Genomic DNA, 12,611 nt, shown 5'->3' with positions numbered 1-12,611 from the left:
CAGACACTGCCGTAAACACAGAAAAAAACAAAACTCCGGTTAACCGCGCGGCATCACGTCCGCAACACGCTGCCTGAGAAGATGGTCGCACAGCGTCACCCACGCCATCGCCTCCACGATCGGCACCGCACGCGGAAGCACGCAGGCATCGTGCCTGCCCTTGCCGCGCAGCGTCACATCCTCGCCCTGGTCATTCACCGTCTCCTGCTCCACCATCAGCGTAGCCGTCGGCTTGAACGCCATCCGCATCACGATCGGCTCTCCGTTGGAAATGCCGCCCTGAATCCCGCCGGAAAAATTCGTCCGCGTCCGCACCTTGCCGCCATCCATGAAAAACGCATCGTTATGCTCCGTCCCGCGCATCCCTGCAGCGGCGAAACCGGAACCCACCTCAAACCCGCGGCAGGCGGGAATACTCATCATCGCATGTGCGAGCGTCGCCTCCAGCTTGTCGAACACCGGATCGCCCAGCCCCACCGGGCAATTCCTCACCACGCAGGAAACCGCGCCGCCGAGCGAATCGCCCTGCGCCCGCGCCTCCTTGATCGCCGCCACCATCGGCCCCACCGCATCGGGATCCGCCGTCCGCACCATATTTCCCTCCACAGCCTCACGGCACACGGCATACACATCCGCATGCGCCTCCACCTCATGAACCTTCGACACCCACGCCACCACATCCACCTCGGGATACAGGGCGCGCACCACCGCCTTGGCCACCGCACCGGCGGCCACGCGGCCGATCGTCTCGCGCGCACTCGCCCGGCCGCCTCCGGCCCAGGCGCGAATACCGTACTTCGCATCGTAACAGAAATCCGCATGCGACGGGCGGTAAGTATGCTGCATCTCGTCGTAGGCTGTCGACCGCTGATCCTTATTCCGCACGCTCAAGGCAATCGGAGTACCCAGTGTCAAGCCGTCCAGCACGCCGGAAAGAATCTCCACGGCATCCGCTTCATCGCGCGGCGTCACAATCTCGCTCTGCCCCGGGCGGCGACGGTCCAGCTCGCGCTGAATATCCTCTGCGGAAACCGGAATGCGAGACGGGCAACCGTCAATCACCACGCCGACACCCGCGCCGTGCGACTCACCCCATGTACTGATACGAAAAATCTGGCCAAAAGAACTCGACATAAAGACTCTGTTTTGTCGCCCAAAGCATACGGCAAACACCCCGGCAAGGCAAGAAAAATGCCAACCGGTGCCGCAAAGGCGCACCGCCTCACCTGCGCCCGGCAGCGGAAAGAGAACCCTCCGTCACCCCCAGCCTGTCCGCCGCGTGCAAACGCTCGAACAAAACCTCCGGCTTCAACCTCCCGTCCAGCAGCTCGCGGTACGAACGCACCAGCAGCCTCGCCTCATCGCGGGACTCCGCCAGCAGCTCCACGCGGAACCGCCGCAGCCCCGCCGCCAGCAGCTCCGGCACGAACCTCGCGCCGGACTGCGCCTGCCCGTTGAACAGCGTATTGCGGCATCCCTCGTCCGCCAGCAGCACATGCTTCACCCCGCAGCGATCCTCCACCCGCACCCGGTGCTTCTCGCAGGGGCGGCCGCAATCCGTGAAATTCTTCCCCTTCGACAGGAACGAGCAAAACACGCAATGCTCCATGTGAAACATCGGCATGTGCTGGTGCAGCGTCAGCTCGAACCAATCGCCCGGAGCCGCATGCAGCAGATCCAGTACCTGCTCCACATTCAAATCGTAGGAAATCGTCGCATACTCCATCCCGCCGAACTCGCGCCACACATGAGCCGAAACGGGATTCGCCACATTCAGCGAAAAATCCCCGGCCAACCTGTACCCGGAGCCCCGGAGATACTCGGCCATCCCGACATGCCGCACCAGAAAACCATCCGGCGCGGCATCCTCGTAAAACTTCATATACCCTTCCTCGCGCGGCTTCATAATCCGCAGCGTCGCCAGATAAATACTGGCATCCGCAGCCAGCCCGCGCAAATGCGCCACTGCCTCGCGGTATGCCCGAATATCCGTAAAATCGAGATATAGCACCCTCACTCCCTCTTCCAGCGCAGCCTCAGCCTGCTCCACCGACCGGCACAGCACGGACAGCTCCGCCGCTCCCTCCGATGCCTTGCCGCGCTCGAACACGGGCACATCCAAAGGCTTCGCCCGGCGCACCCCGCACACGGCCGGCTGCGCGTCAAGCTTCTCCACCAGCTCCCGCCGCATACGGTTCAGCACACTCAGGGGCATCATCAGCCCCTCCGGCACCTCGCACGCCAGCGAACCGAGGGCATACCCCGTCCCGCCAAGCCTCCCGAACTGCGCCTTCAACACATCCGCCGTCAACGCATGCTTCTCCGCACGCTCCAGCGGTTGCGGAGACTCCACACGCACCCCCGCCGCCCGGCAGCTAACCGCCAGCGGCTCCCCTTCCCGGCCCGACACATGCAAATGCACCGCCTTACCCGCATCCTCCAAACCCGCCCATGTACGGCGCAACGCCTGATTCAACGCCGGATCATCCGTCTTCCACAGCAAATTCCCCGCCCGCACCGACTGCCAATCCACCCGGGAAGCCTTCCCGTGGAAAAACAGCCGCTTGCCCTCCACCTTCCAGATACGTCCGCCCTGCTCCTCATTACGGTTCTCGCCACGGTCGATCACGAAACCGTCCCCCGGCCTCACAGGCACACTCCCCGAAAAATTCACATCCAGCCAGCCCTTCCCCGCATCCGCAATACGCCCGGCATACGCCCCGCGCTTCTTGCCGAACTTCCCGTGCGTCAGCAAAGGATGATTCGGCCCATCCAGCCACCCCGTCGAAAAACCGCGTGAAAAAACCATCTGCATCGCGTACAGATCCTCCGCACGCCGGCGGGCATCAACCTCGCGTCCCTCCATCGCCGCATCGAGCGCATGGCGGTAGCCGCGCGTCACCGCCGCCACGTATTCGGGACTCTTCAACCGCCCCTCGATCTTGAAACTCCTCACCCCGGCACGCACCAGATCGGCAACCTTCTCCTGCGCACACAAATCCTGCGGACTCAGCAAATAACGACGTTCGCCCAGCGGCATCATCCGCCCATCCACCTCCAGCATGTAGGGCATGCGGCAGGCCTGCGCGCACTCGCCCCTGTTCGCACTCCGCTGCCCGAGACTCTCGGACGTCAAACACTGGCCGGAATACGACACGCACAACGCACCATGAACGAACACCTCCAAAGGCACCGAAGAACCCTTCGCGCATGCCTCGATCTCACGCACGCTCAACTCACGCGCCAGCACCGCCTGCGACAACTGCAGAAAACGCTCGAAAAAACGCATCGCCGCCGGACAGGAAATCGTCATCTGCGTCGAAGCGTGCAACTCCAGCGAAAACGCTTCATCCGACTGCACCGCCTGCGAAATCATCCACGCCAGCCCCGCGTCCTGCACGATCACCCCGTCCACCCCCTCATCGTTCAGAGTCTTCACATACTCCGCCGCTTCATACAGCTCGGACGTGAAAATCAGCACATTCATCGTCACATAGGCGCGCACCCCATGCCCGTGCAGGAAAGGAATCAGCTCGCGCAAATCCTCGCGCGTAAAATTATCCGCCCTCATCCGGGCATTGAACTTGTCGAGGCCGAAATAAACGGCATCCGCGCCGTTCGCCACGGCAGCCCTCACGCACTCCCAGTTCCCGGCCGGAGCCAGCAACTCGGGACGGCAGGCGGAAACGGAAGAATCAGACACCATGCCACATCAGAAAGGTTCGGCCACGATCACCGTCGTATTATCCTGATTCGGCTCGGCGAAATCCATCACCTCGTCGATAATGCACTGCGCAATGCGCGATGTGGGAAGCGAGAAAAGCTGCCCCAGCTTCTGCGGCGCACGCAGGCGCACATTCTCCAGCCATGCCTCGATCCCATCGGAAGAGACGAGAAGCTTATCACCCGGCAGAAGCGGGTACGGAACCCTCGTCACGTCGATCTCGTCGATCTCCTGCCCCGTCAGCGCAGAACGGAGGTAATGGCTCTGGCGCACCAATTGCTGGTACGACACCTGCCCGCGGCTGAAAAGCTGCTCCATCTCGGAACGCATCGAATGGTCTGCATTCAGGCGGATCAGGCGGCTCTGCCTCCACAGATACAGAGGGGAATCCCCCACGCTGATCCACCAGAGAACACCGCCGGAAAAATAGGTCGAAAGCAGCGTCGTACCGCCATGCGCCTTCAGATTGGCAAAACGCTCGCGCACCGCTTCGTTCGCATGGCGGAGAGCCATCTCCATCAGCTCCGGAATCGAATTGGCGGAGGCATGCCCCAGCATATCCAGATAGGCGTTCACCGCCGTCTGGGAAGCCACATCTCCTGCATCATGGCCACCCATGCCGTCACAAACGATCATGACGAGACCGTCGCCGGACTGCATCACATCGCCGGAATCCTCCTGGCGTTCTCGTGTGCCGATCCATTGTGCGAATGAATAATCCATGGGAGCAGGAGGGTAGCAAAATGAAAGAGAAACAGCCTATCAGGCCTTATTCTTCAACTGCGGGAACAGAATCACGTCGCGGATGGACATCGCACCCGTCAGCATCATCACCAACCGGTCGATACCGATGCCGATGCCGCCTGCGCTAGGCATGCCGGACTCCAGAGTCTCAATGAAATCGTAGTCCACCTTCTGAGGCTCTTCGCCCGCCTGGTGTTCAAGGCGCTCGCGCTGCTCGTCCGGATCGTTCAACTCGGAATAGCCGGGGCAAATCTCCTGCCCGTTCATCACCAGCTCGAACACGTCCACCACCTCCGGATTATCCGGATTCAGCTTCGCCAGCGGCACGAGATCCTTCGCCACATGCGTCACGAAACACGGATTCATCATCTTGGATTCCACCAGCTTCTCGTACACATGCTGCGTCACATCCGTATCGGACATATCGTCGCTCAACTCCACCTGAAGCTCGTTCTCGGCGCGGGCACGGCGCTGCTCGGGAGTCAGCGCGAACCAGTCGTCGCCTGCTGCACCCTTCACGAGCTCCTCATAGGAACTGCGCTTCCACGGGCGGGTCAAATCCACCACATGATCCACATTGCCTTCCTCATCCTTATGCTCGATGCACAGGCCGCCGCAGAACTTCTCGGCCAGCGTACAAATCAAATCCTCCACCATATCGGCCATGGATTCGAAATCGCCGCCCGCTTCATACACCTCCAGCACCGTAAACTCGGGATTGTGGCGGCGGGAAATACCTTCATTGCGGAAATTGCGGTTCAGCTCGAACACCTTCGTAAAGCCGCCCACCAGCAAACGCTTCAAATAAAGCTCGGGAGCGATGCGCAGCGTCAGCGGCATCTTCAGCGCATTGTGGTACGTCTCGAACGGACTGGCCGAAGCCCCGCCCGCGACGGACTGCAGCATCGGAGTCTCCACTTCGAGGAACCCGCGATCCTGCAGAAAGCGGCGCACCTCGGCCACGATCAGCGAACGCTTCACCAGACGGTCCGCGCTCTCCTCATTCGACATCAGGTCGAGATGGCGGCGGCGGTAACACATCTCCTGATCGGAAAGACCGTGCCACTTGTCGGGCAGCGGACGCAGACTCTTGGAAAGAACCTTCAATTCGCGCACATGCACGGACGGCTCGCCGCGCTTCGTCGTAAAAGCCTCGCCGGAAATGCCGATCCAGTCGCCGCGATCCAGCAGCTTCCACAAAGCCCATGTCTCTTCGGACACATCCTTGCGGGAAAGGAACCCCTGAATCGTGCCGCGCACATCGGCCAGAGAAAAGAACTGGGACTTGCCCATATCGCGGATGGACATGATCCGGCCGATCAGCGACACCTGTTTACCCTCTTCGAAATTCGCCTTCAAATCGGCGGGATTCGTATTGCATTCAAAACGGCCGCCGAAGGGATTCATACCCATCGCACGGATCTTCGCCATCTTCTCGCGGCGCACGGCAATCAAATCGGCTTCGGACGAAGTCGGAGTTGTCGAAGGGGTGTCAGCCATAACGGCGGCATTATATGCCAAATGCAACGCCAGCGCGAGCCTAAAATACGGGAAGCCGCAAGGAATAACAGGCAGCCCGCTTCACGGCAGCCCCCAGGCCGAACGGTAGCGCATATACTCGTCGCGCGGCATCAGAATATACACCGGCTTCTTCTTCGGGTCCAGCCATGCCAGCACGGCCCGCAGATTCTCTTCGGACATCGTCGTACACCCCGCAGTCGGGTACTTGCCCGCGCCCCGCCAGATATGGAAAAAAATCGAAGAACCCCGCCCCGGAATCGGGCAACCCTGCACATTCTCCGTATTGTGGCAAATCAACAGCTTGATGCTGTGGGCATGATCGTTCAGCTTCATCTGCTCGTTCAGCTCCCACGAAGTCCGAGCCGGATGATCCAGCCGCACATGCCTGTTGTAAAGCGGAGACTTCACATCCGACACCCAGAGATCGCTCGGCCCCACCTTCACGAAGGGAATCCGGCGGTTGAACTTGAGATCGGACTGCGTAGCCCAGATACCGCCCACATCGAACACCCCGGCAGGAGAACGGTCGTCTCCCTCCCTCTTCACCGTCGCACCCTTCGGCAACGGATGACGGCCCAGCCCCCAGACAAGCCCGGCCTCGCCGAGCCTCCCGGAAAACGGCCCCTTCACCATCTGCCACTGCCCACCCCTCTTCTCCAGCAGGGATAGAACCACATGGGAAGAATTCCAGCCGTCCGCCGCCCCCACGATCGCCTGCTCGCACCCATCGGGCAACGGAGCGGCCGGAGACTGCGCCACAAACAGGCACAAAGGCAACAGCAAAAACAGCAGAAACTTCTTCATGGCATCAAATGAAAAAGGGGAGCAGGACTTGCCCGCTCCCCCTTGAAACCTTAACCGTGGTATTCCTGCAGGCACTTCGGAGTCACCTTCCCGGCCTGCGCGGCCCGGATACCCGCGATCGTCGCCTTCGCGGCGGCCATCGTCGTCATATACGGCACCTTGTGGCGGATGGACGTCATGCGGATATAGGAATCGTCGATCTTGCCCTCACGACCGATCGGCGTATTGATCACCAGATCGATCTCCTGATTGCAAATCATATCGCCAAGGTTCGGGCGGCCTTCATGCAGCTTCTTCACCTCCACGGCGGGAATGCCGAGACCGTTCAGCAGCTTGGCCGTACCTTCCGTCGCCACCAGCTTGAAGCCCAGCTCCACGAAATCGCGGGCGATCGGCTCCAGCTCCTCCTTGTCGCGGGGGGAAACCGTCAACAGCACCGTACCGCCGAGGGGCAGCTTCGAGCCGGCGGCTTCCTGCGCCTTGAAATAGGCCATGCCGAAATTGTCGCTCACGCCCATCACTTCGCCCGTAGCGCGCATCTCCGGTCCGAGCACCGGATCCACTTCCGGGAACATATTGAACGGGAACACGGCTTCCTTCACGCCGACGAACCTCGTCACCGGGCGCTCGATACCGAGGCTTTCCAGCGAAGCTCCGAGCATCAGCATCGTCGCATAGCGGGCGAGCGGAATACCCGTCACCTTAGCCACGATCGGCACCGTACGGGAAGCGCGCGGATTCGCCTCGATGATGTACACCTTGTCTTCGCACACGGCGAACTGCACATTCAGAATACCGTCCACCTTGAAATCCTTCGCAATGGCGGAAGCATAGGCTTCCATCGTCTTCACATGCTTCTCGGGCAGGGAAACCGGGGGAATCGCACAGGCCGAGTCACCAGAGTGAATACCTGCCAGCTCGATATGCTCCATCACCGTCGCCACGAACGTATCCTTGCCGTCGGACAGCGCATCCACTTCGGCTTCGATCGCGTGGTCGAGGAAACGATCGATCAGCATCGGGAAATCCGGGCTCACCTGAATCGCCTCGCGGCCATAGCGCATGAGGTTTTCCTCATCGTAAATCACTTCCATACCGCGGCCGCCCAGCACGAACGACGGACGCACCATCACCGGATAACCGATCTTGCGGCCCAGCTCCACGGCTTCTTCCAGAGAACGGGCCGTGCCGCTCTCGGGCTGCGGAATATCGAGCGAGATCATGCGCTCACGGAAATACTCGCGGTCTTCCGCCAGGCGGATACCTTCCGGCTGCGTACCGAGAATCTTCACGCCGGCATCCTTCAGCTCCTGCGCGATATTCAGAGGAGTCTGGCCGCCGAACTGCACGATCACACCTTCCGGCTTCTCCTTCTCGTAAATCGTCAGCACGTCTTCCACCGTCACCGGCTCGAAATACAGCTTGTTCGCCGTATCGTAGTCCGTCGAAACCGTCTCGGGATTGCAGTTGATCATGATCGACTCGTAACCTGCATCGCGCAACGCGAACGCCGCATGCACGCACGTATAGTCGAACTCGATCCCCTGGCCGATACGGTTCGGACCGCCGCCGAGAATCATGATCTTCTTCTTATCGCTCACCTTCACGGCATCGGGAGCGCCGTTATAGGTCGAATAGTAATACTCGGCATTCTCCACGCCGCTCACCGGCACCACCTGATAGGAAGCCACCAGATTCATCGCAATGCGGCGCGTGCGGATATCCTTCTCCGTCACCTCGAAAACCTTCGCCAGATACTTGTCGGAGAAACCGAGCTTCTTCGCCTGCACCAGCTTCTCATCCGAAAGATCGGCCCACTTCACGCCGTCCAGCGTATTATCGAAATCGGCCAGCTCCTTCATCTCCTCGATGAAATACGGAGTCACCGCCGTCAGGCGCACCACATCCGCCACCGTCACGCCGCGGCGCAACAGCTCGTAAATCTGGAAAAAGCGCAGACTGTTCGCCGTCGCGATCGCTTCCTTCAGCTCTGCTGTGGACTTCGCTTCCAGCTTCTTATCGCGGCCGAGGCCGCAGCGGCCCACTTCCAGAGAACGCACCGCCTTCTGGAACGCTTCCTTGAAATCCTTGCCGATGGACATCACTTCGCCCACCGCCTTCATCTGCGTACCCAGCTTATCCTTCGCCTTCGGGAACTTCTCGAACGCCCAGCGGGCGAACTTCACCACCACATAATCGCCCCACGGCTCGTACTTCTCGAGAGTACCCTTGCGCCAGTAAGGCAGCTCATCCATCGTCACGCCCGATGCGAGCAGTGTCGAAACGGAAGCGATCGGGAAGCCCGTCGCCTTCGAAGCGAGAGCCGAAGAACGTGACGTACGGGGATTGATCTCAATCACGATCACACGATCGTCCTCGCGGTTATGGGCAAACTGCACATTCGTACCGCCCGTCACGCCGATGGCTTCCAGAATGCGGTAGGAATAATCCTGCAAACGCTCCTGCAGCTCCTTCGGCACCGTCAGCATCGGAGCCACGCAGAAACTGTCGCCCGTATGCACGCCCATCGGATCCACATTCTCGATATAGCAAACCGTAATCTTCTGCCCCTTCGAATCGCGCACCACTTCCAGCTCAAGCTCTTCCCAGCCGAGGGCGCACTCTTCCACCAACACCTGGTTGATCAGCGAAGCGGCAATGCCGCGGGCGACCACCTCGCGAAGCTCCTCCACATTGAACACGATGCCGCCGCCTGTGCCGCCCATCGTATAGGCGGGGCGAAGCACCACGGGATAACCCATCTCGTCCGCCACCTTCTCGGCTTCCTCCACCGTATAAATCGGCTCGGACTTCGCTACAGGCACGCCGATCTGATTCATCGTTTCCTTGAAAATGATACGATCTTCACCGCGGGCGATCGCATCCAGATCCACGCCGATCACCCTCACTCCAAACTGTTCGAGAATACCCTGTTCATGCAGAGACGAAGCAAGATTCAGGGCCGTCTGTCCGCCGAGATTCGGCAGCAGTGCATCGGGGCGTTCGCGGTCGATCACCGCCGTCACGCGATCCACGGTCAGGGGCTCGATATACGTCCTGTCCGCCATGGAGGGGTCGGTCATAATCGTCGCCGGGTTCGAATTCACCAGCACGACTTCATAACCCTGGGCGCGCAAAGCCTTGCAGGCCTGCGTCCCCGAATAGTCGAACTCACAGGCCTGCCCGATCACAATCGGACCGGAACCGATGATAAGCACCTTCTTGATATCGTCTCTCTTTGCCATATATGTATAAATGCGTAAATGATGAAGTCGCAGGCCCCGCAACACGGCGCCACAAAGCCCGGCCGCGCGTCCGCACAAAGGCTACCGACTCAACACCCGAAAGTCAAGAAAGCAATGCCCCAACAGAAAAAAAACGGAACCTCCCGACTCACCCGCAGCCACCACCCAACCATAAATCCGCCGGGAACGACGACCATACCCGCAGAAACCTTCCCGGCACGCCATCAAACAACCTTGCATCCGAAAAAAAGTTGGACTACAATACCGCCATGCCTTCCATTGAAATCTCCATCGGCAAACAGGAATTGCGGCTCCTGGACGACCATGGCGACACCCTCCTGCAAGCCCCCGTCTCCACGGGACTCAACGGCACGGGCTGCGAAGAAGGCTCCGGGCGCACCCCTCTCGGCAACTTCGACATCGGCGAAAAAATAGGCGACGGAGAACACCCCTCCACCATCTTTCAAGCGAGGAAACCCGTAGGCCGATGGCCGCACGACGTCCCCCTCGGCATGACCGAACAGGACGACTGCATCCTCAGCCGCATCCTCCGGCTCCGCGGGCTCGACACTGACAACGCCAACACCTGGAGCCGCTACATCTACATCCACGGCACCAACGACACGCAACACCTCGGCCAGCCGCGCTCCCACGGCTGCATTCGCCTGCACCCGGCGGACATGGTACGCCTCTTCGACCTCGCCTGCGAAGGCATGCCCGTACACATCCTCCCATGAATTACGACTGGACAGCCTCCGACCTCGGTTTCGCCTTCACCCTCTCCCTGCTCGCAGGCCTCGCCACCGGCATCGGCGCAGCCATCGCCTTCTTCGTCAAGCGCACCGACACCAAAATGCTCACCTTCTCCCTCGGCTTCTCCGCCGGGGTCATGGTCTACATCTCCTTCGTCGAACTTCTCCAGCTCTCCAAAACAACCTTCGTCGAAGCGCACGGCACGTCCCCCGGCTCATGGTACACCATCGCCACCTTCTTCGGTGGCATGGGCGTCGCCGCCCTGATCGACAAACTCGTACCCGCCGACGAAAACCCGCACGAATACGTCAGCGCGGAAGAACTCAAATCCTCCAAAATCTCAGGCGAATTCTCCACGGCCAACGTCAAACGCTCCGGTACCCTCTTCGCGCTCGCCATCGCCATCCACAACTTCCCCGAAGGCATCGCCACCCTCACCACCGCCATGGGTTCCCCCTCGCTCGGCATCTCCGTCGCCCTCGCCGTCGCCATTCACAACATCCCCGAAGGCATCGCCGTAGCCCTCCCTCTCTACTACGGCACGGGCAGCCGCAAAAAAGCCTTCTGGTACGCCTTCCTCTCCGGCCTCACCGAACCCATCGGCGCAGGTCTCGCCATCCTCTTCCTCCTCCCCTTCCTCTCGGCCACCATGATGGCCGTCCTCTTCGCCGCCGTCGCAGGCATCATGGTATACATCTCCTTCGACGAACTCCTCCCCATGGCCGAGCGCTGGGGGCACCACCATCTCTCCATCTACGGCATCATCGCAGGCATGCTCCTCATGGCCGTCATTCTGGCCTGATAACCCCATCCAGCCGAAACCTTACCGGAACCAGCGGGGACGATCCTTCTCCGTGGAACACCCGTACGCCTTCACAATACGCCACCCTGCCGAACTCGAAAGCCCGACAGGCTTCACCTGCACATGCACCCACGCAGGGGCATAACTTCCATCCGGCCTCCGCATTTTCTCCAACACGCCGGACAAAAAAACACTATTCCAATCCAGATAACGGTCGCCTGACTCGCCTTGCAACAGGCAACTGTAAGGATGCGGCCCCACAACCGACAGCCGCCCCTGCACCTTATCCGCCTTATCTCCGGGGATTTTCCCATCAGGCACAGTATAAGTCCTGTCAACGTACGATACCGGCTTCCACGCTCCGCTCTTCCACTCATACACTTGCTCGCCGGTACCGAAAACATTCTCAAGCCCCTGATAAAAAAACAAAACCCGGAGCCTCTTCCCTCCATTCTCCAGCAGCGCACGAAATTCGGGACGCGAACCATCTCCGGGCCAATCAAGCCACGGAGCGCCATCCCTCCGGAACCGCACCACACCGGCATCCACATCCCGCCGAAACTCCTCCACCGAACCTTCATGCAGCTCATACGGCGGCAACGCCATGAGAACCGATCGCAACTCCGCATCCCTTGCCGCCATCTGCCCATCGCTCAGCTCCACCGCCTCTCCCTCGCCCGGCTCCTTCGGAATGGAAGCCAGCAGCCGCCCAAGTGCAGAATCCGCCTTACATCCGCGAATCAACGGCACAGGGGAAGCAGGCGCCTCTACGGGCATTGCACCGGAAGAGGGCTTCACATCCTGCGTCCGGCAAGAAGAATATACGAACGCAACCGCCGCACACGCACCGGACAGCAGCAACTGCCGCCGGGCAACAATCAAATTCAACATCGTCATAGGGTACATGCATCATGCAGGCACCGGCCTACGAAGTCAACCCAAAACCTCACGCCGCCAAACAGGCGGCACCCCGGCCCTGCCGGAACCTCTCAAACTCCGGCCCCATGCCGGAAAAGAT

General features: G+C 60.4%; 9 protein-coding genes. 2 read left to right on the top strand and 7 right to left on the bottom strand.

Annotated elements, in window-relative coordinates:
- Window positions 1-39: 39 nt before the first annotated feature.
- From aroC to carB, 6 genes are all read right to left on the bottom strand, one after another.
- Complete coding sequence (gene aroC, locus PYTT_RS08920) at window positions 40-1,134, bottom strand: chorismate synthase (RefSeq protein WP_067777778.1); 1,095 nt, start codon at window positions 1,132-1,134, stop codon at window positions 40-42.
- A gap of 88 nt (window positions 1,135-1,222) precedes the next feature.
- A complete protein-coding gene (locus PYTT_RS08915) occupies window positions 1,223-3,706 on the bottom strand; it encodes a U32 family peptidase (RefSeq protein WP_067777777.1) in 2,484 nt (827 codons plus the stop codon).
- Window positions 3,707-3,712: 6 nt separating this feature from the next.
- The gene (locus tag PYTT_RS08910) at window positions 3,713-4,447 is read right to left on the bottom strand and encodes a PP2C family protein-serine/threonine phosphatase (protein ID WP_067777776.1); all 735 of its coding nucleotides are present in this window, start codon (window positions 4,445-4,447) and stop codon (window positions 3,713-3,715) included.
- Between the two features lie 39 nt (window positions 4,448-4,486).
- Complete coding sequence (lysS, locus tag PYTT_RS08905; protein ID WP_067777775.1) at window positions 4,487-5,968, bottom strand: lysine--tRNA ligase; 1,482 nt, start codon at window positions 5,966-5,968, stop codon at window positions 4,487-4,489.
- Between the two features lie 81 nt (window positions 5,969-6,049).
- Window positions 6,050-6,793 carry a L,D-transpeptidase family protein gene (locus tag PYTT_RS08900; protein ID WP_067777774.1) on the bottom strand — a complete coding sequence of 248 codons (744 nt, stop codon included), beginning with the start codon at window positions 6,791-6,793 and terminating at the stop codon, window positions 6,050-6,052.
- Between the two features lie 50 nt (window positions 6,794-6,843).
- The gene (gene carB / locus PYTT_RS08895; RefSeq protein WP_067777773.1) at window positions 6,844-10,038 is read right to left on the bottom strand and encodes a carbamoyl-phosphate synthase large subunit; all 3,195 of its coding nucleotides are present in this window, start codon (window positions 10,036-10,038) and stop codon (window positions 6,844-6,846) included.
- Window positions 10,039-10,307: 269 nt separating this feature from the next.
- Here carB and PYTT_RS08890 point away from each other — a divergent pair, with 269 nt between their 5' ends.
- Together PYTT_RS08890 and zupT are read left to right on the top strand one after the other, a co-directional pair.
- Complete coding sequence (locus tag PYTT_RS08890; protein ID WP_067777951.1) at window positions 10,308-10,775, top strand: L,D-transpeptidase; 468 nt, start codon at window positions 10,308-10,310, stop codon at window positions 10,773-10,775.
- Complete coding sequence (gene zupT, locus PYTT_RS08885) at window positions 10,772-11,593, top strand: zinc transporter ZupT (RefSeq protein WP_067777772.1); 822 nt, start codon at window positions 10,772-10,774, stop codon at window positions 11,591-11,593. Before PYTT_RS08890 ends, zupT begins: the two co-directional genes overlap by 4 nt.
- 21 nt (window positions 11,594-11,614) lie before the next feature.
- On the opposite strand, the gene PYTT_RS08880 is transcribed toward zupT, so the two are convergent.
- Window positions 11,615-12,484, bottom strand: coding sequence for a hypothetical protein (locus PYTT_RS08880; protein ID WP_141675913.1), 870 nt, complete (start codon window positions 12,482-12,484; stop codon window positions 11,615-11,617).
- Window positions 12,485-12,611 lie beyond the last annotated feature (127 nt).

This window comes from Neoakkermansia glycaniphila (genome assembly GCF_900097105.1).
GTDB classification, from domain to species: Bacteria; Verrucomicrobiota; Verrucomicrobiia; order Verrucomicrobiales; family Akkermansiaceae; genus Akkermansia; species Akkermansia glycaniphila.
The sequence above is the reverse complement of the archived record's forward strand: the minus strand, read 5'-3'. Positions and strand labels throughout refer to the sequence as shown.